23 protein-coding genes are annotated in these 23369 nt (G+C 46.2%); 10 read left to right on the top strand and 13 right to left on the bottom strand.

Annotated elements, in window-relative coordinates:
* Positions 1 to 26: 26 nt before the first annotated feature.
* The gene (locus tag KNQ11_RS15325; RefSeq protein WP_023467265.1) at positions 27 to 455 is read right to left on the bottom strand and encodes a hypothetical protein; all 429 of its coding nucleotides are present in this window, start codon (positions 453 to 455) and stop codon (positions 27 to 29) included.
* A gap of 339 nt (positions 456 to 794) precedes the next feature.
* Between KNQ11_RS15325 and pflB the strand changes: the two genes are divergently transcribed.
* From pflB to abc-f, 4 genes are all read left to right on the top strand, one after another.
* Entirely contained in the window at positions 795 to 3044 is a 2250-nt protein-coding gene (gene pflB / locus KNQ11_RS15320) for a formate C-acetyltransferase (protein ID WP_149426866.1), read from the top strand.
* 34 nt (positions 3045 to 3078) lie between these two features.
* A complete protein-coding gene (gene pflA / locus KNQ11_RS15315) occupies positions 3079 to 3798 on the top strand; it encodes a pyruvate formate-lyase-activating protein (protein WP_149426865.1) in 720 nt (239 codons plus the stop codon).
* 86 nt (positions 3799 to 3884) lie between these two features.
* On the top strand, positions 3885 to 4052 hold the full coding sequence (locus KNQ11_RS15310; RefSeq protein WP_158408684.1) for a hypothetical protein: 168 nt from the start codon (positions 3885 to 3887) through the stop codon (positions 4050 to 4052).
* Between the two features lie 20 nt (positions 4053 to 4072).
* The gene (abc-f, locus tag KNQ11_RS15305) at positions 4073 to 5773 is read left to right on the top strand and encodes a ribosomal protection-like ABC-F family protein (RefSeq protein WP_214772539.1); all 1701 of its coding nucleotides are present in this window, start codon (positions 4073 to 4075) and stop codon (positions 5771 to 5773) included.
* 72 nt (positions 5774 to 5845) lie between these two features.
* Here abc-f and rsgA read toward each other — a convergent pair whose 3' ends face one another.
* Positions 5846 to 6862 carry a ribosome small subunit-dependent GTPase A gene (gene rsgA, locus KNQ11_RS15300; protein ID WP_167507601.1) on the bottom strand — a complete coding sequence of 339 codons (1017 nt, stop codon included), beginning with the start codon at positions 6860 to 6862 and terminating at the stop codon, positions 5846 to 5848.
* Between the two features lie 306 nt (positions 6863 to 7168).
* On the opposite strand from rsgA, the gene KNQ11_RS15295 reads away from it, so the two are divergent.
* From KNQ11_RS15295 to KNQ11_RS15275, 5 genes are read left to right on the top strand one after another with little or no spacing between them, the layout of a single operon-like run.
* On the top strand, positions 7169 to 7546 hold the full coding sequence (locus tag KNQ11_RS15295) for a lmo0954 family membrane protein (RefSeq protein ID WP_023467260.1): 378 nt from the start codon (positions 7169 to 7171) through the stop codon (positions 7544 to 7546).
* 51 nt (positions 7547 to 7597) lie between these two features.
* The gene (locus KNQ11_RS15290) at positions 7598 to 8215 is read left to right on the top strand and encodes a PspA/IM30 family protein (RefSeq protein WP_029340865.1); all 618 of its coding nucleotides are present in this window, start codon (positions 7598 to 7600) and stop codon (positions 8213 to 8215) included.
* Positions 8216 to 8274: 59 nt separating this feature from the next.
* Positions 8275 to 8994: a cell wall-active antibiotics response protein LiaF gene (gene liaF, locus KNQ11_RS15285; RefSeq protein WP_029340864.1), complete on the top strand. Its 720-nt coding sequence runs from the start codon at positions 8275 to 8277 to the stop codon at positions 8992 to 8994.
* Positions 8991 to 10016 (top strand): sensor histidine kinase, encoded by a 1026-nt coding sequence (locus KNQ11_RS15280; protein ID WP_034785901.1) that lies wholly within the window; start codon positions 8991 to 8993, stop codon positions 10014 to 10016. The genes liaF and KNQ11_RS15280 overlap by 4 nt, the downstream gene beginning before the upstream one ends.
* On the top strand, positions 10013 to 10642 hold the full coding sequence (locus tag KNQ11_RS15275) for a response regulator (protein WP_023467256.1): 630 nt from the start codon (positions 10013 to 10015) through the stop codon (positions 10640 to 10642). The genes KNQ11_RS15280 and KNQ11_RS15275 overlap by 4 nt, the downstream gene beginning before the upstream one ends.
* Before the next feature lie 291 nt (positions 10643 to 10933).
* Here the strand turns inward: KNQ11_RS15275 and KNQ11_RS15270 are convergent, their stop codons facing one another.
* The 11 genes from KNQ11_RS15270 to KNQ11_RS15220 form a co-directional block, all read right to left on the bottom strand.
* Positions 10934 to 12625, bottom strand: a complete 1692-nt coding sequence (locus KNQ11_RS15270) for a b(o/a)3-type cytochrome-c oxidase subunit 1 (protein ID WP_023467255.1) — start codon at positions 12623 to 12625, stop codon at positions 10934 to 10936.
* Between the two features lies 1 nt (position 12626).
* Positions 12627 to 13097 (bottom strand): cytochrome c oxidase subunit II, encoded by a 471-nt coding sequence (locus tag KNQ11_RS15265; RefSeq protein ID WP_050678241.1) that lies wholly within the window; start codon positions 13095 to 13097, stop codon positions 12627 to 12629.
* 12 nt (positions 13098 to 13109) lie between these two features.
* Positions 13110 to 13223 (bottom strand): hypothetical protein, encoded by a 114-nt coding sequence (locus KNQ11_RS15260; protein ID WP_023467253.1) that lies wholly within the window; start codon positions 13221 to 13223, stop codon positions 13110 to 13112.
* Positions 13224 to 13444: 221 nt separating this feature from the next.
* The gene (locus KNQ11_RS15255; protein ID WP_231884726.1) at positions 13445 to 14158 is read right to left on the bottom strand and encodes a Crp/Fnr family transcriptional regulator; all 714 of its coding nucleotides are present in this window, start codon (positions 14156 to 14158) and stop codon (positions 13445 to 13447) included.
* A 159-nt stretch (positions 14159 to 14317) separates the two neighbouring features.
* A complete protein-coding gene (locus KNQ11_RS15250; RefSeq protein ID WP_251133735.1) occupies positions 14318 to 15430 on the bottom strand; it encodes a CDP-glycerol glycerophosphotransferase family protein in 1113 nt (370 codons plus the stop codon).
* Positions 15431 to 15525: 95 nt separating this feature from the next.
* Positions 15526 to 15915, bottom strand: coding sequence for a glycerol-3-phosphate cytidylyltransferase (gene tagD, locus KNQ11_RS15245; protein WP_050678243.1), 390 nt, complete (start codon positions 15913 to 15915; stop codon positions 15526 to 15528).
* A 16-nt stretch (positions 15916 to 15931) separates the two neighbouring features.
* The gene (locus tag KNQ11_RS15240; protein WP_214725383.1) at positions 15932 to 17101 is read right to left on the bottom strand and encodes a CDP-glycerol glycerophosphotransferase family protein; all 1170 of its coding nucleotides are present in this window, start codon (positions 17099 to 17101) and stop codon (positions 15932 to 15934) included.
* A 62-nt stretch (positions 17102 to 17163) separates the two neighbouring features.
* Positions 17164 to 18546, bottom strand: coding sequence for an aldehyde dehydrogenase (locus KNQ11_RS15235; RefSeq protein WP_149426861.1), 1383 nt, complete (start codon positions 18544 to 18546; stop codon positions 17164 to 17166).
* Positions 18547 to 18646: 100 nt separating this feature from the next.
* Positions 18647 to 19354 (bottom strand): purine-nucleoside phosphorylase, encoded by a 708-nt coding sequence (gene deoD / locus KNQ11_RS15230; protein ID WP_023467244.1) that lies wholly within the window; start codon positions 19352 to 19354, stop codon positions 18647 to 18649.
* A 24-nt stretch (positions 19355 to 19378) separates the two neighbouring features.
* A complete protein-coding gene (locus KNQ11_RS15225) occupies positions 19379 to 20083 on the bottom strand; it encodes a response regulator transcription factor (RefSeq protein ID WP_149426860.1) in 705 nt (234 codons plus the stop codon).
* Entirely contained in the window at positions 20080 to 21843 is a 1764-nt protein-coding gene (locus KNQ11_RS15220; RefSeq protein ID WP_214772537.1) for a sensor histidine kinase, read from the bottom strand. Before KNQ11_RS15220 ends, KNQ11_RS15225 begins: the two co-directional genes overlap by 4 nt.
* A gap of 197 nt (positions 21844 to 22040) precedes the next feature.
* Here KNQ11_RS15220 and KNQ11_RS15215 point away from each other — a divergent pair, with 197 nt between their 5' ends.
* Positions 22041 to 23333, top strand: a complete 1293-nt coding sequence (locus KNQ11_RS15215) for an NCS2 family permease (RefSeq protein WP_149426858.1) — start codon at positions 22041 to 22043, stop codon at positions 23331 to 23333.
* The last annotated feature ends 36 nt before the right edge of the window (positions 23334 to 23369 follow it).

Below are 23369 nucleotides of genomic sequence, written 5' to 3'. Positions count from 1 at the left end.
CGATTTCTCCTACTCTCTTAATTCCATCATGCCGTTACGTATTCGACATGATCTCCTGATGCATCACGGTATCCCCGTAATGTCTGTGTATATTCATTTCCTGCGTCGAGCAATCGAATATGGAATCGAATCTCGCTTTCACCGGCTTCTTCTTCTAAAATTTCGAATCCTTGGATGACACGATCCTGTAATTCTGCAGCGAGTGCCGGGTACTCCGCAAGACTCGCATACGTCGCTTTTACGTCAACCGGACGACGAACAAGCGCAATCCAATACGATTCATCATAGCCGATAAAGTCTTCATAATCAAAATCATCTTCAAACCGAATCCAGAATCCATCATTTTCGAATTCCGTGATCATTCCCGTTCGCGTTGAACCGTCCGATCCGATTTTCAGCGAGACCCAGTCTCCTGACTGATACTCTCCTTGTTGTGTTAATGATACATACTCCATTTGGCACACCTCCACGTTCTATATTCCCTTTTTCATTGTCAACGATACGTCTTAAAAATACAAGGCACCGTAGCGTGACATTCCTCACAGTTTCAACTGTTCTAGTGAATCTTTTTCAAATCAACTCATACAGTTTCCAAAAAACCTTGAATTAGCAATCTAAAACTGTTTTTTTTAAACTATTTTCATATGAATACAGAAATAAAGAAAGCCCGTCATATCAACGTTTGTCCACTTGTTAAAACATTCACATGAACGTAAAGGGAATCACCCCTTCCTTTTGTTACACTATTCACATAAGGAACTGATGATTAGCTCAATATTAAAGGAGTGGTATCCATGTTATTAGAAAAAACGAGTGCTTGGACGAACTTTACGTCTGGTGAATGGGTAAAGACGATTGATGTCGCAGACTTCATCCGACTCAATCGCACGGAATATACAGGAGATGATCACTTTTTAGTCGGTCCGACGCAAGCAACGGAACGTCTCTGGCAACAAATTCTACAGCTGACGAATGAAGAGCGACAACGTGGTGGTGTGTATGCCGTCGATGCTAAAACACCATCAACGATCCTCTCGCATGATGCAGGGTATCTGAATCGTTCACTCGAAAAAATCGTCGGTTTACAGACAGACGAACCGTTTAAACGTTCGATTCATCCGAACGGTGGGATTCGGATGGTGAATGATGCCCTAGCTGCGTATGGCTTTGAAGCAGACGAGACCGTCACGAAAACTTTCAGCGAGTACCGGAAGACACATAACCAAGGGGTTTTCGATGCCTATACCCCTGAGATGCGCGCTGCACGTAAAGCCGGTATTATCACCGGATTACCTGATGCTTATGGTCGCGGACGGATCATCGGTGACTATCGTCGTGTTGCTTTGTACGGAACGGCACGCTTGATCGAAGAACGTAAGAAGGATTTAAAGGCACGTGGCGGGTTCTTATCTGAATCGATGATTCGCGACCGTGAAGAGATGAATGAACAGTTGCGCGCATTAACGGAATTGACCGAGCTTGGAGCTCGCTATGGTTTCGATCTCTCCCGCCCTGCAGAAACAGCACAAGAAGCATTCCAGTGGGTCTATCTTGCCTATCTTGCTGCCATCAAAGAGCAAAACGGGGCAGCCATGTCACTCGGTCGAGTCTCGACGTTCCTTGATATTTATGTCGAACGTGATCTTGCGGCTGGTCGCTTGACGGAAGAGACTGCACAAGAACTCGTCGATCATTTCGTCATGAAGCTTCGGATCGTTAAGTTCTTACGGACACCAGACTACAACGATCTGTTCTCAGGTGATCCGACGTGGGTAACGGAATCAATCGGTGGAATGAGTGAAGATGGACGATCAAACGTCACGAAAAGTTCATTCCGCTTCTTACACACTCTCTCGACACTTGGTCCGGCACCGGAACCGAATCTAACCGTTCTCTGGTCTACTCAGCTTCCACGCGGATTCAAGGAATTCTGTGCGAAGATGTCGATCGTTTCAAGCTCGATTCAATATGAAAACGATGATTTGATGTTACCGGTTTATGGAGATGATTACGGCATCGCTTGTTGTGTCTCCGCGATGAAGATCGGGAAACAGATGCAGTTCTTCGGTGCGCGAGCAAACCTGGCAAAAGCATTACTCTATACGATCAATGGCGGAATGGACGAGAAGCTCAAAATCCAAGTTGCCCCAGCTACACCACTGATGCTCGATGAAGTACTCGATTACGAAACCGTCATGGCGGCTTATGATCGTCAACTCGATTGGCTCGCAGAACTGTACGTCAACACACTGAATGTCATCCACTACATGCATGATAAGTATAGCTACGAACGGATTGAAATGGCTTTACATGATCCAGAAATCTTACGGACGATGGCATGCGGTATCGCTGGTTTATCGGTCGTCGCTGACAGTCTATCCGCCATCCGTTACGCAACAGTTCGTCCAATCCGAGATGCGGATGGGATTGCAGTTGATTTCAAGATCGAAGGCGAGTTTCCGAAGTTCGGGAATAACGATGAACGGGTGGATCAGATGGCGGTCGATCTCGTCACACTGTTCATGGAGAAAATCCGTAAACATCCAACGTATCGCAATGCCCTTCCGACGCAGTCTGTCCTGACGATTACTTCAAACGTCGTCTACGGTAAAAAAACAGGAAATACGCCAGATGGACGCCGTGCGGGTGAACCATTCGCACCGGGTGCTAACCCGATGCATGGACGTGACACTAGAGGAGCTGTCGCCGCACTGACATCTGTCGGAAAATTACCATATGAACATGCGCTCGACGGGATTTCCTACACGTTCTCGATCGTGCCAAAAGCACTTGGTAAGGATGAAGACACACGCATTCGCAATACAGTCGGATTACTTGACGGATATATGGGTGGTACGACTTCAAAAGGACACCATTTGAATGTCAACGTCTTTGACCGTGAGACGTTACTCGATGCCATGGAGCATCCAGAAAAATATCCACAGTTAACGATTCGGGTATCCGGTTATGCCGTCAACTTCATTAAACTGACGCGTGAACAACAGATCGATGTCATCAATCGAACGTTCCACGGTTCTCTCTAAAATGATGTGTAGTATGTGAAAGGAAGTGAGCAGGATGACCTATGGTATGATCCATTCCGTTGAATCATGTGGAACAGTCGATGGTCCTGGCATTCGATTCATCGTCTTTACGCAAGGATGTCCACTACGATGTCAATACTGTCATAACGTGGATACATGGGAGTTCGGTTGCGGACGGCGTGTCTCAGCAGACGAAGTCGTAAAAGAAGCGATCAGCTATCGCTCCTTTTTCGAGGCCACGGGTGGCGGAATCACCTTCTCTGGAGGTGAACCGCTCGCTCAGCCTGAATTCTTGGAGGCTGCTTTAACAGAAGCAAAACGCCATGGACTGCATACGGTCATCGATACCGCGGGATCCGTCGTCCCGAAAAACATCGATGCGATTCTCGATGCGACAGATCTAGTACTACTCGATATCAAACATATCGACGATGCCGCTTGTCGCGTCTTGACTGGACGGAGTAACGCCAATACACTCGCCTTCGCAAAACGCCTAGCCGAGCGAAACATTCCCGTCTGGATTCGCCATGTCCTCGTTCCAGGTATTACGATGTCAGAACATTTCCTCCGTCAGACCGGCGAGTTCATCCGGACGCTCGGAAACGTCGAGCGCGTCGAAGTACTCCCGTATCATCAACTCGGTGTCTATAAGTGGGAAAACCTCGGTCATGCATATCCGTTAACTGATGTGCTTCCCCCTTCATCAGAAGAAACGGATACTGCGCAAACCTTACTTGAATCGTACTTGTGTTAACGTTTCCATTTTGTTACAATGACGGCATAGACTATGAACAGGAGGTACAACACCGAAATGAAGCAATCACTCGTACACGTCGCTTGATGAATGAAATCATCTCTTTCGCAATGCAGTTGCGGATGTCTGACGCTACGAGTCTGCTCTTTTTCGGTGTGACCAACCTCTGGCCAGCACCTTCTTTGAGTTACACTCCGGCACACCATCCGCTCGCTTCGGATGGTGTGTTTTTCATTTCATCTTATCGGAAATGAACACTAAAGGAGCTGCTTTTATGCCTACTGAAACACTTACGATCCAACACCTATCGATGGACTACGACGAACGACGCCTTTTCTCGGACGTTTCTTTTCATATTCATACCGGTGAACATGTCGCCTTAATCGGTCCGAACGGCATCGGAAAAACGACACTGTTACACTTGATCGCTGATCAACTTCAACCGACTGACGGTTCGATCAAGCGTCATTACAAAAAACTCGGTCTACTATCACAACACTTTGTGGCGGGCGATCACACCGTTCTTGATGTCGTCGAACGAGCGGATGCGGTTCGTTATCAACTTCGCGCTAATGCCATGAATGGTGACTTGACGATTTATCAACAAGCAATCGATCAGGACGCCTTCTCGCTGGAAGCAGATGCAGCACGCGTCTTAAAAGAAGTCAAATTAGAGGAAGCACTCTGGACACACAAAGCATCCAGTTTAAGCGGTGGTGAACAGACGCGCCTCCAACTTGCCTGTCTGCTTCTATCACGACCTGATTTCATCATTCTCGATGAACCGACGAATCATCTGGATCAAGAGACACTCGAGTGGCTCACGGAATGGGTCAACATGTCACGGACCTCGATTCTCTATGTCTCACACGAACGATTCTTCATCGACGCAACGGCTGATGCCGTCATTGAATTATCCGAATCAGGGGCAACGCGATACAGCGGAAACTATCATTCCTATAAAGAACAAAAGGAACATCAAGCTCTGTCGCAACAACGAGCGTACGAAAAACAAGAACGCACCCGTAAAGAGCTGACACGCATGATTCAAGGATACCGGCAATGGCATCAAAAAGCCTCGAATCAAGCGAGTGAACGGGATCCGTATGCGAAAAAGAAGGCTGCTAAACATGCGACGAAGGTCAAGGCAAAAGAGCAGCAACTCGAGCGTCTACTCGAGGATCGTGTACAAAAACCACAGGTTGCACCGACTGTTCACGTCGCATTCGAACATGAAGCGATTCGTGCGAAACGACTGATTTCGTTCGAACGTGTCTCATTCGTGCATGAGACGAAACCGATCCTAAACGACGTTTCGTTTACGGTAGAACGTGGTGACCGAATTGCTGTCATCGGACCGAATGGAAGCGGGAAAACGACCTTACTGCGTCTCATCGAGGGCGAATATGCTCCTCATCAAGGGAACGTAATCCGTCATCCTCGATTGAGGACCGGCTATTTTTCACAAGCCCTTTCCCACTTACCGACATCCGATACGTTGTTAGAGGCGTTACTTGAGTACGGCACGATGAGTGAAACGGACGCCCGGACGTTGCTCGCCTGCTTTTTATTCCGTCGCGATGATGTTTACCGGTCGATTTCCGACGCCAGTATGGGTGAGAAATGTCGGATCGCTTTCTTACGTCTGTATTTTTCTGGTGCTCACTTGCTTATTCTCGATGAACCAACGAACTATTTGGACCTTGCGACTCGTGAACAAATCGAAGCCGCCCTCGATGTTTTCCCTGGTGAGCTCATCTTCGTCTCTCACGATCGTTATTTTACCGATCGGCTGTCGAATCGGACGTTTGATTTAACGACTGGATTCAACGATCATCCGGTCGGAACGGCCACGGTACGAAACGCGCGCCGAAGTGACCCTGAAGCGATTCAATCCGACTTACATCGTCTTGATGCGTTGACGGGTAACGTGCCGTTCCATACAGAAACAAATGAATCACTTTCAAAAGAATAACGAGAAAAAAGCATCTGCATAGAAAAAGAGACTCCTTTTTCCGTTGCAGATGCTTTTCATATATCAATCGTATTATCGCTTTTGATACTTCACTTTCGTATGCGCTTGGGCCTGCTTGTGGATTTTTTTCCACTTTTCTTTCTCCGCCGCCTGCAACGCCACGTTTTGCTTGCGTTCCGCATAGGCGATTTCTCGTTTTAGCTTGACGAAGCTGTTCCAGCGCTCAGCAGTTAGTGTGCCATCTTCTAAAGCTATCCGAACGGCACATCCCGGTTCCTTATCATGTTCACAGTCTCGGAAACGACAGTTTTCAGCAAGCTCCTCAATATCGGAAAACGTCGACGATAAACCGTCACTGCCATCCCATAAGGCCAATTCTCGCATCCCCGGTGTATCAACAAGCAATAGACCGTTCGATAGTCGTTTCAGTTCGCGATGTGTCGTCGTGTGACGTCCGCGTTCATCGTCTTCTCGTACGCCACCCGTCTCCATTAACTGTTCTCCAGCTAAAGCATTGACGAGCGTCGACTTCCCGACGCCGGACGACCCAACTAACACGATTGTCTGCTTGATTTGTAACTGTTCACGCAACTCCTCTAATCCGTCACCAGTTAAAGAATCAACGGCAAGGATTGGTGTTCCGAACGCGATCGCTTCGACAGCCTGCAGTTCCGTTTCAATCGACGGCATCAGACTTTTTTTCGTCAGGACGATGATTGGTGTCACCCCTGCATCCCAAGCAACCGTTAAATAACGTTCCAGTCGACGGACGTTGAAGTCATGTCCAAAAGCCATGACGAGCAAGGCAACGTCGACATTCGCGCAGATGATTTGTTCCTCAGTCTCCGTTCCTGCCGCTTTTCGGGAAAATTGAGAAGATCGTGGTAAGACACGTTCGATTCGTCCTTTGCCTGGCTCTCGCTCTGTTTGGATGATCCAGTCACCAACCGCTGGCAATTCAGCTTTCGTTCCCGATTGAAAACGCAATTTACCAGACAGTTCGCTCAGCGATTCTCCTGTTTCCGTCATGACGCGATAATGTGTTTGATAGACGGCTGTAATCCGTCCTAATCGTTCTGTTCCTGTCATTTCGTAGACAGGTGGTGTACCCCATTCGTTCAAATGGTTTCCTCCTCTGATTTAAGGGAGGGAAACCCCTCCCTGGTTTCCGACACATGTTACTTGGTTTACGTTGATTGTTGCACTCATCAACATCACTCCTCTCGATTCGATTCCCTTATAGAGTATCACATGAATCATTGGTGCTGATAGCGCTTCCCTTAAAGTCAGACCTTCTCTCCGCCTTAAGCCCGAGAGCAAATACGGTCCAAAGAGTGTCGTAGGAATAGAAGGACTCCCGTATCATAAAGGTATCAACACAAGGGAGGCTTCCTCATGAAGCAATCGAAAGGAAAACAACTGGTGATGATTCTCGCCGGACTGGCGTTACTTGCCGTCGTCATCGGAACATTACCGCATATGATCGGACTTGGTTTAGGGGCGTTACTCGCGTTCTATTCGATCAGTAAGTTCATGCAGTCGAACAAATGGCCAGCGAAACTCGGCTTCGGATTCCTAGCAGCCATCGGAATCGGACTTGCCCTCTCGAACATCTGGGCAGTCATCGGAATCGCAGCAGCCATCGCATTGTACGTCGGTTACATGCGTATGAAACTACAACGTGTCAATGTTCAAGATCTCTTCAACCGTCGCCGTACATCAACGACACATTTCGAAGCAGACTGGAAAGACCTAGACGAAAAACGTTTCTAATCAAAATGTGTGACCCGATATCATTCGCCACTTCCAAGGAGGAATTTTTTCATGAAAAACGTATTTGATCAACTCAACGATTTTGCGACACAAATGATGACAGAAGTCAAAAAAGCAGCCGAACAGGGTGAAGTACCTGCTAAAAAGCTCGTTCGTCATATTCGATCTACAGAAGCTGATCTAAAAGAGATTGATCGACTTCTCGAGCGTCAACGGACATTACTGCAAGAATTAACGCATAAACAAGAAGAAGCGAAGGATTTAGCAGATAAACGCTTCAAGCAAGTCGAAATCGCAAACGAAGCCGGTGAACAACAACTGGCTGAGCGCGCAGCCATCGAATCGAAGCATTATGGGGAGCAATACCGCTTCTTCGAAGAACTCGTCGCTGAGACGAAACGCGAGCTGAATGAATTGGAACGTGAAGCCCTCGAGTTGAAGTTGAAGCTCGAAGATCTACAAAACAAACGGTACGAATGGATGATGCGCGAAAACGTCTCGAACTTAAAAAACAAGATGAACCAGGTGCTAGATCGCGAACCAAATGCTACTATAAAAGAAGAAGCACATCCGTTCACGGCGGAAGAGCCTGAAGCAAAACAACCAGCCGTTGATGAAGATGATATCGATGCGCGTATCGCTGAACTCGAACGCCGCATTCACCAATAAGCAATTAATGATGAAGGAGGCGTATGCCTCCCTTTGTCATGTTAGAAAGGAGATTGATCGTGCGACGATTAAGTACGAAACAACTGGTCGGTTACGTATCGATCCTGTTCGCCCTCGGTCTGTTCTATGACCTATTGTCTGGTGCAGGAAATGTATTGTTTGGTGTCTTATTTCCGTTCCTGCTGTATTATGTCGGGATTCATTTCCGACGACGTAATCATGAAAAATTAGCAATTCTCTTTTACATCGTCGGTACGATCATTCTTGCTGGCGTCGTCCTTAGTTCGGCTGCCATCGGTTTTGTCATTGCTGGTATCTTGCTCTATCTTGGGATCATTCTCGTGACACGACATTCTGTCCGCGAATTTTTATTTTCACGGATTGCTCCGCATCAATATGAAGAGGAAGGGATCAAGATTCAACCCGCTTACTCCTTCTCGACTCAAGCCGATGCACCGTACGTCTTACAGGATTTGAGCGAACAGTTCATCGTCAAGGATTTAGAAATCGATTTGACGCACGCCTATGTTCCAGAAGGCGAGACCTTGATCGTCGTCAGTGGTGTCGTCGGGGACGTCCGAATTCTTTTACCGTCCGGCTACGACTATACACTCGACACGTCAATCGGCTTCGGAAGCGTCAAGACGGACATCCGCCGGATTCCGACCTTCTTCAATCGACGCATTCAATTCCGGGCACCGGAATACGGTGAAGCGACGCGGAAGGTTCGCATTCATGTCATGCTCGGTATTGGCAACGTGGAGGTGTCTTCGATATGAAGCGTGATCAATTCCCGCTTGGTGTCATTGCACTCCAAGTCATGACGGGCTTTTTGACTGCCGTCATGACGACGTTGTTATTCTTAAGTACACGACAAGTCGATTGGCATGTCCTATTCGTCCGTCAACAAGATTTCCCTGTCCTTCTACTCGTCATCGGACTCTCGTTATTACTACCGCTTGCCATTGGTAGCATGCATTACTTTTTCTTGCGACGTGACTTCAAACGTGTCACGACTGCCATCATTGAACTCGAGCAAGGAAAAGATGTGACGATCGTTCCGGGTCCCTACTTTCATACGTTGACGCGCTTGTCGCGGATTGGAAAACGTATCGACGAACAAGTCGAGACCGTCCAAAAAATCAGTACACGTCCGCAACATGTTGAACAAGTAAGAGTTCAAGCCGTCACGGAGGAACGAAAGCGACTCGCACGTGATTTACACGACTCCGTTTCGCAACAGCTCTATGCCATCTCCATGATGACGACAGCAGCTAAACAGACGATTCTGTCTCAACCTGAAGCTGCAGCCAAACAGATCGAGATGGTCGAGACGATGGCGCAAACGGCGCAGTCTGAAATGCGCTCCCTCTTACTTCAGCTTCGCCCTGTCGAACTCGAAGGGATGACGTTACAACAAGGACTTTCGCAACTGCTCGAAGAATTATCTAGAAAGCAGTCCACACAATTGAGTTGGAAGTTAGAAGAGATGTCACTTCCACGACAAATCGAAAACGAGTTGTTCCGAATCGTCCAAGAAGGATTGACGAATGCATTACGTCACGCGAAAGCGTCTCATATGGATATTGAACTCCGACAATTCAACGAAACAATCATTCTGAGCATGAATGATGATGGTGTTGGATTCGTCGTTGATGAAAAAAAACTTGCCTCTTATGGCATTAATTCGATGCGGGAACGAACGGCTGAGATGGGCGGAACGATTCGTCTCGTCAGTGTTCCAGGACAAGGAACCCAAATCGAAGTCAAACTTAGAAAAGATCGGATGGTGCAAGTATGATACGCGTATTATTAGTAGATGATCACGAGATGGTCCGGGCCGGTGTGTCTGCTTTCCTTTCCACACAACCAGACATCGAGGTCGTCGCCGAAGCGTCGGATGGTCAAGCAGGAGCCTTGCTTGCGCTTGAACACCGACCGGATGTCATCTTGATGGATTTAGTAATGGAACCAGTCGATGGTGTCGAAGGAACGCGACTGATCCGCAAAGACTGGCCGGAAGCAAAGATTCTCGTCGTGACGAGTTTTCTTGATGATGAGAAAGTTTATCCTGTCATTGAAGCTGGTGCGATGAGTTATGTCTTAAAAACGGCTAGCGCCTTTGACATCGCAGAAGCGATTCGCAAGACGGCAAACGGTCAATCCGTCATGGCAGCACAAGTGACTGGTAAAATGATGGAACGTCTTCGTCGTCCTACGACACACTTACATGATGATTTGACGGAACGTGAGCAGGAAGTTCTTCAATTGATGGCTCGTGGTATGGCGAACCAAGAAATCGCAGACGAATTATTCATTTCCTTAAAAACCGTTAAGACACACGTCTCGAACATCTTATCGAAACTCGATGTCGTAGACCGTACACAAGCTGTCGTCTATGCCTTCAAGCATAATCTCGTCAAATAAGATTTAGCCCTTCATTACTTATTCCTTAAGCTCACGCAAATAAGGGGCTGACTCAAAAGTCAGTCTCTACAAAGATAAGGGAGGTAGATTGATGATCTGCCTCCCTTACCTCGTAATAAAAAGAATGACGCGTCACACGCAACTCCTACAGGAAAAAACGCTTTTATGCGTTGTCAGAGACGAACAAGACCCGCTTTCCCGCTTAAATGAAGCAGGAAAACTGGCTTGTGTCTCGCCTGAGGAAAGGGCGTGTACAGACGCGTCATTCTTTTTTTGAAGCCCCTTATTGCCTTACCAGAGTCTCCATCCGGGAGCTCCTGGAGGGGCATTTTCAATCATATGCCAAATCGGCACCGTGTATGCAAACGCAATCAAAGCGAACGTCACGAAAATCCATAGCTTCCAATTTTCAAAGAAGAGTGGCGTTGCCATCGCCTCTTCTTCCGTTTCAGCAATCGGAAATTCTTCCGTTCCTTTTGGCGCTCGGAATGCAAGTTGGAACATCGCATAGAGGAATAGCAGAATCGAGATGAATAAAATCGTTCCGCCGATCGCCATTGCGACATGATATGGAATCCAGTCAGCGACGATGGAATCCTTGAAGTAGGTGGCTGGTCCCGTCCGTCGTGGATTACCGAGTAATCCTGAGATGTGCATCGCAGTCGACATGAAGAGCATTCCGATCGTCCAGGCAGCCGTTTGAATAAGTCCAAGACGATTCATTGCTGCTGTTAACGTTCGACCACGTAAGAGCGGGACAAGCCAGTAGGCTGTTCCGAAGAACGTTAGTGCGACGGCGGCACCGACCGTGATATGAAAGTGTCCCGTGACCCACAATGTGTTGTGAACGATGATGTTCAGCTGATGCGATGCATTAATGACACCACCTGCACCTGCTGGAATGAAGAATAACATCCCGATGAACGGTGCAAGGAAACGGACGTCGCGATATGGCATTTTCTTCACCCAACCAAATATGCCAGTTGCTCCCTTCCGGCGACCTGCTAGCTCAAAAGTCGCAAACATCGAGAAGGCAGTCATCAATGATGGAATGATGACGAGGAATGTCAAGACGACTTGGACATACTTCCAAAATGCAGAAATCCCCGGCTCTAACAATTGATGGTGAAAACCAACAGGGAATGAAAAGAGTAGGAATAACAAGAACGACATGCGTGCTAACGCGTCAGAAAAAATCTTCCCACCAACGATTTTCGGAATGACCGTATACCAAACGATATAAGCAGGTAATAACCAAAAATAGACGAGTGGATGACCAAAGTACCAAAATAGCGTCCGAGATAGTTCGATCCCGACCTTATCCGTCCAACCAAGAGATAAAGGAAGGAGTTGAAAGAGAATCGTTGCCGCTACGCCGAGTGTCGCAACTACCCATAACAAGGCAGTCATAATGCTCATGTAGGCTTGAAGCGGTGGATGAACACCAGGGTGTTCCCGCTTATAATCAGCATACATTCGGAACATGGCACCAGACGCGATCCACGTTCCGACGACGAAGATGACGAGTCCGATATAAAATACAGGATGTGCCTTGAGTGGTGCATAGAACGTATAGAGGACGGAAGCTTCACCTGCAAGCACCATCCACGTGACGAGGACGACACCAAGAATCATGAACCAGAACCCGACCCATCCGAGACGTCGCGGAAACTCTTCGAAGCGTCCGAACGATTGACCTAAAAATGAGAACAATAATCCGAAAATGAATAACGTCGTAAAGACGATTGCAAGCATCAATCCGTGAGCAGTCAGAAGCTCATAGTATCCGATTCCAGCGATTTCTGGAATGGCACCTGTCCGTACCATCGTTTGTAGTAATCCACATAGACCACCGATCAATAAGGCGACAAGTGAAAAACTAACATGTGCAAAGGCCAGTTTCGCTTCCTTGACTCCGATGACGGTAGCGGGTAGACCACGCTCCATCTCGAACTGTCTTAGTTTATTTGATATAGCATTCATCTTATTCCACCACCTTGATTTTCGTTGCCATCATATGATGGGCATTACCACAATATTCATTACAGACGACGAGATATTCGCCTGCTTCCTTGAACGTATACTCAATCGAATTAATATGTCCGGGAACGACCATCATGTTGACGTTCGTCTTAACGATTTCAAATCCATGAACGACGTCCTTCGATGTCACGAGAAAATCGACTGTCGCCCCTTTAGGTATGACCATATCTTTTGGTGTAAACTGAAAAGCTTGTGAAACGATGACCGCTTCGTATCGGTCATCATCAATCTTTTTTAGTCCTGGTTTATCAAACGGTTTCGTCTGATCGACTTTCGTCGGATCAATCAATGTCGCATCGGATGGTGGTTGATTGCCCGATGCAAAAGCGGATACACCGATGATGGTCAAGAAGACCGCTAGCATCGCTACTCCGAAGATCAGCCAAATTTTTTCTAAACGATGAATGTGCATCGTGATTCCCCCTTAACGTGATATGAACAATAGAAAGATTGAACTCCACATCCCGATGATGACACCTGCTACGATCAGGACGGCAACGAATGTTCCTTTTAGGTTCGATTCTGTCTTTTGACTCATCGTGATTACTCCTTTCCTACTCTGAACTTGTCTTTATTGTAAGAATTCAGCAAGTCTGGAAACTGTGATAAATATCACTTTAAATATGAAAATTCCGCACTTTTCATTTCGAAAACACACAGAAAATTCACATCTAAGCGAGCTTAGAAAAAACTTCTATACACAAAAATAACGCGAGACAGGAAAGTCCTGTTTCGCGTCGGGATGATTCGTACATCTTATTAAATTCGACAAACACCTGCTGGACATCCTTCACAATGACACAGATCCCGTAGATATTGCGGATCGTGAATGATGATTTCTTTTGCAGTCATCGAAATGACCCCTTCTTTTTTCCACTGAGAAAACATACGATTAACGGTCTCACGTGGTGCACCAATCAATTGACCAAACTCACCGTCGGATGGTCGCTTCGCAAGACGATACGTTTCTCCCACTTGTTCCCCTTCCATCGCAATCAAGCGAAGTAACGTCGAAGCTAATGCCCCTGGTTTTCCAAACAGTAGTAAGTCACGTAATTTCGTTTCCGTTTGCTTCCGCATTAATGCTTGCCATCGCATGATCTCAAGCGCAAAGGCACCGTCTTTTTTCATAAGCTCTTCTAATTGGTTTTTCGATAAGAATCCGATGATGCTATCTTCCATCGTTTCAATACTGTAGGAACTCGGAAAAGCTTCTCCTACATCAAATTCGCCAAACAAATCTCCTTTGAAATATAAAAACATGAGTAATGGACTGCCTTTTTTCGTCAACTTCGATAGTTTGACGCCTCCTTGTTTCACATAAAACAACTTATCGTTCATTTCCCCTTCCCAACAGACAATGGAATCCTTTTTGAACGTCGTTTCTGTCATGAAGCTCTCAAGCAACGTTCGCGTTTCGGGTGATAAGACGAACGTATTGGCTTCAGTCGTTCCACAAGTTAGCATATCCATTTCTCCTCTCCTCTTCTTCTGCTTTTAGTATAGAACATCACAGTCGAAAAGAATGGATTTTCAAAAGATTGTCAAACTTTGTTCAACATTTCACATTATTATTTTTAAAATGACCTGACGACTCTTTTAAGAATACAAAAGGAATCGTCAGGAGTGATGTCATGGATTTATATCATAGTAATGATGAACAATTCGATTGACTGCTTGACCCGGCGTCTGATCATACCAGTTCTGTTGGAACTTCTGCATGTGTTGACGACATTCTTCAAGTATCACATCAGACGTGATCCACTCCATCAACTGCTCCATCCGTTCTGTCTGGCGGACAGGTAGCGGTTTCGGATACTGATCCACGAGCCCTGGTAGTTGTCGGTATGTGTCGATATCCGGTGTATACAAGAACGCCGGAATGTTGAGGAGACAGCTTTCAAATGGAATGGAAGAATAATCAGTTACGAGCACATCTGTGATTAGCAAGTAATCATTGATCTGATACGTATCGTCCAAAAGATGGATATGGCTAGAACGATAGGTAGAAAGAGACCGAATCGTTGGATGTAATTTAACGAGAATCGTCCATCCCGCTTGAGCAAGTTGTTCGAACTGTTGAATCGTATGATCTTCTGTTCCTTTGTATTCCCGGTATGTCGGTGCATACAATAAGATCCGACGATCAGTCTTTACATATTGTTTTCTTAATTCCAGTGTTTTCTGCTTTCGTTGCTTCTCATCAAACCAATAGTCCGTTCGTGGCATGCCGAATGGTTTAAAGTGAGACCGTTTTAAGTCGTGTGGTGCCATGAACTGTGTCGCACAGCGCATCCCTGGTACGATGAAATCACCATATTCTTGATAAACTCGTCGAAAACGATTTCTTACTCGTTCTGATACGAACAGACTTTTGGAAGAGGTCAGTCCAAACTGCTTTAATGTTCCTGCCGCATGCCATAGCTGGATACGTCGTGTTCCTCGTCGCGTTGTTGCGACACTGAATTCTGCGACATAATTATCGACGAAGACCGTCCGGGAGGTCGCAAGCAAATACGCCAATCGGACGAATCGTAAACGACGAAAGCGAAGAGTCCGATCTGACTTCCACAGATCCGGCTGCTTCATGAAATGATGATCATATACCAGATACCGTTTCTCACTTGGCAATTCCTGCGCTAAGCGATCATTAACAGGTTTTGCGTTATCACCATACGTCATCCAAAACAAAGTGACTGGTCGAAGCGGTAGCCATCGAAAGACACCATAACAAATACGAAACAACAATAAATAGACCCATACGATACCTTCTCTAACCACTTTCATCCTGCCCTTCTACGAAGAAAGACCGCACGTCGATCGTGTGGTCTCCTCTTCAATCACTTCGAAGCTAATTCCGTTTTAATCTGGCTTGTAGAGATGCCTTCAGTCCGACTGAGGTAAACGACTTCACAGTGCTCCTTCAAGAAGTCGAACTCGCCTTTCCAGTCGTCACCCATGACGAAGAGATCAACATCATGTTTTTTCACATCTTCTACTTTTTGATCCCAGCTGTTTTCTGGAATAACTTCATCCACATAACGGATGGCTTCAAGGATCATCTTCCGATTCTCAAAGTTATGGTAAGACTGTTTATGTTTTAAACGATTGAATTCGTCTGTCGAAATCGCGACGATGAGGTAATCGCCCATCTCTTTGGCACGTTTTAAGATGTTGATATGACCCCAGTGCAATAAATCAAATGTTCCGTACGTAATAACCTTCTTCATGATTTTGCTCTCCCTTTTATCCGTAAATTCTCTTTATGATCGTCTTCATCGCCCGTTCTGAAGCCTGCCCATCATCCCATTGACAATACGTCTCTTGGAACGCTCGGAATGCTGACGCATACCGTGTGTGCCAATCATCCAACTGATTCAATTCTTCAAATAGTGCTGTCTCAGTGGATAATAATGGTCCCGGTGCCCCCTGTTCAAAATCGAAGTAAAATCCGCGCAACTGATCGCGATAATGTTCTAAGTCATACGTATAGAATAAAATCGGACGCGATAAATGCGCAAAATCAAACATGACAGAAGAATAATCCGTGATCAAAGCGTCTGACGCCATATAGAGCTCCGCGATATCCGGGTAGTCCGATGCATTTCGAACGGATGGATAAGCAGTGACGTCGAGACGACTTCCGACTAAATAGTGCATTCGAATAAGCAGGACATATTCATCCCCGAATCGCTTTTCAAATTCCTCTAACGAAAAGGGCAGCTCAAATGAATATTTCCCTTGACCTTCGAACGCATTATCTCGCCAAGTAGGTGCATACAGCAAGACTTTTTTCGAAGAATCAATCTCATAGTGGCGATAAACCGTTTCTTTGATTTTAGCATGCCGTGCCTCTTGATAAAATATATCATTTCGAGGGTATCCAATTTCTAGCATCTCACCTTCAAAAGCAAATGCCCGCCGAAAGATTGAACTAGAGTAGGCATTCGGGGAAATTAAACCGGACCATTTTGCAGTCTCTTGCTTAAATCCTTGCTTGTACCGCTCCGTCGTCGTATTCGCCATTTGGACATCATCCATATCAAGCGCAAGCTTTTTGAGCGGTGTGCCGTGCCATGTCTGGAGATAATACGTTTTTTTCGGTTTGATCAACCAACCCGGTAACCGACTGTTTGATACCCAGACCCGTGACGTCGCGAGCAAATAAATCCAGCGAAACGTCAACCGATCTACCGTCTTGACGTCTCGTGGAAACGTAACACCTCGTTGTTTACTAAAAATCAACTCACATTCCGGATGCATCGTACGCATCAATTCGTAGATGGCACGCGGACTGTCACTATATTGCTTTCCGAGAAAACTCTCGAAAAGGACTCGATTTGATTTTTGTGGCAACCACGTAAAGACTTTCATGATGGTTCGCAGACTGCGTTCAATCAAGCCTGTTCGTTTCATCCACTGTTTTACTTGATCTTTCAAGTGAAGAGCTCCTTCTTAAGTCAATTAATCACAGCTCATCATAACAAAAAGCGCATCCATTTGGAATTGCTATTTGTTCGCATGTAGCGGAAAGGTAAATCGAACGCCGTCGTGTTTTTGACGATTCCTTTACGATGGCTGAACGTCTCGAAACTATACTTGCCATGATATCCACCCATACCACTCGCCCCGACTCCACCAAATGGTAGATGATGCTGTGCGACGTGCATCAATGTGTCATTGACACATCCACCACCGAATGAAATCCGTTCAAGGATACGATGTTCGACGGCTTTGTTCTCTGTGAACAGATAAAGTGCAAGCGGTTTGTCACGATCATTGACGAACGCGATGACCTCTTCGATTTCACGGTAGGTCAACACCGGCAGGATCGGTCCGAAGATTTCGTCTTGCATCAATGGAGCATCCACCGCTACATTCGTCATGACGGTCGGCGCCATCTTACGCGTTTCCGGATCGACTTGTCCACCGAATTCGATCGTCCCTTGCGACAAGTAACTGCTGAGGCGATTCAGATGATCGTCCGATACGATTTTGACGTAGGATGAGACGCCGACGCCATTCCCGTACTGTTTGAAGGCTTCTTCTTCAATCAACTGCAAGAAACGTTCTTTAACGTCCTCATGAATCAATACGTAATCCGGGGCGATACATGTCTGTCCGGCATTCAGCCATTTTCCCCATGCGATCCGCTTCGCTGCTAGACGAAGATCCGCATCCTTGTGAACGATTGTCGGTGATTTCCCACCCAGTTCAAGTGTGACCGGTGTCAAATGCTTCGCTGCAGCTTGATGCACGATTTTTCCGACGCGTGTGGAACCCGTAAAGAAGATATAATCAAAACGTTCGTTTAATAAAGCGCTACTGACTTCAGCATCTCCTTCTATGACGATTCCGAATCGTTCATGGAATGCCGTTTCAAAAACTTCTCGTAATACACGAGAGACGTTCGGTGTCAGCTCGGATGGTTTAAGGACGACCGTATTCCCCGCTGCAATCGCACCAATGACCGGAGCAAGTGCCAGCTGGAAAGGATAGTTCCATGGCGCGATGACAAGAACGTTGCCATAGGGTTCGTACTGGATTTCACTTTTTGAGCCGATATGCAGAAGCGGTGTTGCGACACGCTTTGGACGTGCTAGTCGACGGAGTTGTCGCTCCATCCGTTGAATCTCTCCATAAACGAAACCGATTTCCGTCGTAAAAGCATCATGCTGTCCTTTATTGAGATCTTGTTTTAATGCCTCATAGATCGCTGCTTCATGCGTTTCAATCGCTTGGCGTAAGAACGTCAGCATGCTTAAGCGAAAAGCTAGACTACGTGTTGCACCTGTTTGGAAAAAGTGACGCTGTGTCTCAAGGCGCTCTGAAAGCACTGTCTCTGTCATCGTTGTCTCCATCCGAGAATCTCCCCTTTAACTGATCTATAACACTGCCTTTATCTTACCATATCTCTTTTCGACTATGAAAAAAGACGGAGAGGCTTCTCCGTCTTGCTTCTTATAATTGAATCGCTGTTTCAAGCGCGACTTTCATCATATCGTTGAATGTCGTCTGGCGCTCTTCCGATGTTGTTTCTTCACCTGTCAACAGATGATCTGAAATCGTCAGGATCGTCAGTGCGTTTACTTTATGTTTTGCTGCAAGTGTGTAAAGACCTGCCGCTTCCATCTCGATTGCGAGACATCCGAAATCCGCCCATTTTTTGAAGTGATGGAAATCATCTTGATAGAACTGATCCGTCGTGAAGATTTGACCGACTTTTGCATCGATACCTTGTTCTTTAGCTGCTGTATATGCTTTATGCAGCAGATCAAAAGAGGCTGTCGGTGCGTAGTCTAGTCCATTAAAACGGACACGGTTCTGTGCCATGTCATGCGAAGCACTCATCGCGATGACGACGTCACGAACTTTAACGTCTGGCGTGATCCCACCGGCAGTTCCGACACGGATCAAGTTCTTCGCACCGTATGACTGAACGAGTTCGTTCGCATAGATCGACATCGATGGTACACCCATACCTGTTCCTTGAACCGAAACTTTTTTCCCTTTATAAGTACCTGTGAAGCCATACATGCCTCGAACTTCGTTATAAAGGACGACGTCCTCTAAAAACGTCTCAGCGATGTATTTAGCACGTAACGGATCTCCTGGGAGTAAGACCGTTTCGGCGATTTGTCCTTCAGCTGCATTAATGTGTACACTCATGTACGATTCCTCCTCGATAGTCGTTTAAATCGACAACAATTCACGAAACTCATTCGGTGTCATACCGAATTGTTTTTTGAACACTTTCCGAAAATACTTATCGTCCTGATATCCGACTTCAAGTGCGATTTCGTAAATGCGCGCGTCCGTCTCACTCAATAATTCCTTCGCCCGATTCAAGCGAATCGTTTGGATGTAATCAGATAAGTTAACGGAAAAACGCTGTTTGAAGCGTCGTGATATATACTCTCGGCTCAAGTAAAACCGTTCGCTCATGAATTGCAGTGTCAATTCTTCCGCATAATGCGTTTCGATGTATTTGGCGATTTGATCAATCGCTTCTCCTGATTCCACTACCGGATGGATACATTCCATCGCGCGGGACAAGGCATCATTGAGTACATCTGGATCAACCGGCTTCAATAAATAATCAAAGGATTGATGCAAAATGGCACGTCGCATATACGTATAATCATCATACCCTGTCAGCACGATCGTGACGACCTTTGGATGATGATTTTTTGTCCATTCTAGTAATGTTAATCCGTCGAGTCCAGGCATTTCGACATCTGTCAGCATTAAATCGATCGTTCCGGTATCCAGTAATCGTTTCGCTTCTTCCCCATGTTCCGCCTCGTAAATATGTGAGACCTGCCAACTGTCCCATTCTCCGAGCAATTTGACCGCTTCCCGTACATGTCGTTCATCGTCTACGATCAACACGTTCATGCCAAGTCCCCCTTCTCATATGGAATTCGAATCACGATTTTGAATCCTCCCTCTACCGCTGAAGAAGAGAGCGTCATATTTGCTTGCTCCCCGTAAAAAATCAAGAGTCGTTCATAAATATTATGGAGACCAATGCCGCTCGTCTCGAGATCTTCTGGGCTACGATGCATGCGCATTTTTCGATCAATCGCTTCAAGTCGTCCTGTTTCAAGAATGGCACCGCTATTCTCGATTTGAATAATGAGGCGTCCGCCATCCGTCCGGACTTTGTAAGCAAGATAGTTCTCCGTCGCTGCTAATTGCTGTCGAAAGCCGTGTTTGAAGTAATTTTCAGCGAACGGTTGCAAGATCATCTTCGGAACTTCAATGTCATTGAGATGCCACGGGACGTCAACAATATAACGGAACCGTTCCGGAAAACGTTGCTGTTGCAAACGAATATACGCTTGAAGATGATCGACTTCTTGTTTTAGGGTTACGATCGTCTGCTCATTATTCATCGAGTAGCGCATCATTTGTGATAATCCGGTGATCGAGCGGTACGCGATCTTCCGGTCTCCTTGTAACGTCGTCGTTCCGATCGATTGTAAGGCATTGAATAAGAAGTGCGGATTGAGCTGAGATTGTAATGCACGTAGCTCATTCGTCCGGTTTTCAAGTGCCAGTCGATACTCCCGTTTGATTAAACGATCAATCCGTTGAATCATGCGTTGGAACTGACGGTTGAGTAATCCAATCTCGTCATTCGTCGTCGCAACGAATGGTGCTGATAAATCCCCTTGTTCGACTCGCCAGACGTTTGCTGTCAACTGTTTGATTGGTTTCGTGATCTGCATGGCAACGAGACTTGCGGCAATGATCATGACGAACAGTGAGACGAGACCGATCAAAACAAGAATCAATGCCGTTTCATTCGCCCCTTGGATGACTGACGCATACGGAATCCGTTTGACGAGTATGAGTGGAACACCATTCGTCATCGTCTTTGAGTAGACGATGAACGATTTTCCGACACGTAAACTCCCACTCTGCCCAGTGAATCGATCGACCGGTAGTTCCATCTCTGCTCCAGTCTGTGCCAATACACGCTGTTCTGTCATCAACCATAACGACTCTTCCGGATCATTCTCGAACAGTTTCAATTGTTGTTCGAATACACGGACTGGAATATCCACTGAAAGGAAGCCGAGTGGCTCATCTGTTTCGACACGATCGATACGATAACGAAAACTAACGACTTGTTTCTCATCAAGAATCATCGTGTGCACATTGTATGGTTCAATCGTGTGCGCTCCGTCAATCAACCAGCCACTTTTTTGTTTCATCAATCGAAAATAATCCGTTTCTTGCATCCAATCAAACGTTCCCCGACTCGTCGTTTTCATGTTGTAGACCGAATACTCCGAATAACCATTTAAGATGACGAAATGTAACTGCTCGATATCCTGACGTGATAAAAACAGACCTAACATCGCCCGCGAAACGACTCCATCAGATTCGTCTAATTCCTGATCTGCTCCGACGCGCATGATGTTCATCAACGAACGATTCGCATACAGACTTGTCGAGAGACGGCGGATATCCTCTATGTAATGGGTCACCTGTGTATTTCCTCGCGTCAACACGTTCAGGCTAGAACGTTCTGCCTGTTCAATGTTTTGGTGCCGTACATACAAGTAGGAGATCGATGTCGCGAGGGCTGTCGGAATCAAGATCGCTAGGACGACGAGACGAATCAAACGTGTCCGGATACTTTTCATGAAAGGCGCCCCCATCCTTTTTCTTGTAATCAATCGTATCATAACCTTGAATCCGCTTACATCATTTCCTGATATTCTCTTTCATGATTCCTATAAAAAATTCTTTTTTGTTTCGACTTGATTCCGAATGAATTTTACTATAATATCATCAATGTTCGTTTTTTAATCAATTTGTTATGAAGGTGGTCCTTTTACCCATGTTTAAACTTGCCGCACATCAAACAACCGTAAAACGTGAAATCCAAGCTGGATTCGTGACGTTCATTACGATGGCATATATTCTGCTCGTCAATCCGACGATTTTAGCAGATGCCGGTATCCCCCAAGCCCAAGCATTTTCTGCGACGATCATCGCGACATTGATCGGTACGCTCCTGATGGGGCTTTATGCGAATCTACCAATCGCAGTCGCACCCGGAATGGGACTCAATGCGTATTTTACTTATACACTTGTCGTTGGTGAGAAGATTCCATATCAGACAGCACTCTCAGTTGTTTTCGTTGCTGGTGTCATTTTCTTATTGTTATCACTCTCACCAATCCGTACGAAGCTGATTGAAATCATTCCGATGACATTAAAGCTTGCGATCACAGGTGGAATCGGTCTTTTCATTGCTTCACTCGGTCTCAAGATGTCAGGAATTCTCATCGCTAGTGAAGATACACTCGTCACGATTGGCGCATTGACGTCACCAGAAGCATTGATCACACTCATCGGACTATTAGTTGCAGCCATCTTGACGATCAAACGTGTACCAGGTGCTATTTTATATGCCATGATTCTCTCTGGATTGATTGCATTCCTGACAGGTGAATTGAAGTTTTCCGATTCCTTCGTTGCGTTACCGACTTTACCAGAAGGATTGATCATCACGAATCCGTTCAACGCCATTCAAGACGTGTTCCAATACGGTCTGTTCAGCGGTGTCCTCTCCTTCGTTCTCGTGACGATGTTTGATACGACAGGTACGATGGTCGCTGTCGGAGAACAGGCTGGATTGATTGAAGAAGATGGATCATTGAAAAACAGCGAACGTGCCCTATTATCTGATTCGACTGCGATGGTCGCTGGTTCATTGTTCGGAACAAGTCCCACAACCGCTTACGTAGAATCTGCAGCGGGTGTCGCTGCTGGTGGACGGACTGGACTCACATCCGTGACGGTCGGGATTCTATTCGCATTATCTGCCGTCTTTGGACCGTTCGTTCAATCGATTTCGAGCGTCCCTGCGATTACTGCGCCAGCATTGATTTTAGTCGGTGCCTTCATGATTCAAAATATCAAACAGATTCCATGGGATGATTTCAGCGAAGCTTTCACGGCTTTCCTCGTCATCTTGATCATGCCATTATCCGGTAGCATCGCAACCGGTATCGCATTCGGTTTCATCGTCTATCCAATCATGAAAGCTATCCAAAAAGAGCGTGTCCATCCACTCATCTATGTGTTCGCGCTTCTCTTCTTCATCCAATTATTCTTCTTATCATAAAAAAACATGCCTGTTCCGTCAGTTAATCGGAACAGG

The sequence above is a fragment of the Exiguobacterium sp. s39 genome (genome assembly GCF_018618925.1).
In the GTDB taxonomy this organism is placed as follows: Bacteria; Bacillota; Bacilli; order Exiguobacteriales; family Exiguobacteriaceae; genus Exiguobacterium_A; species Exiguobacterium_A abrahamii.
This window is presented reverse-complemented; position numbering and strand designations above follow the sequence as displayed.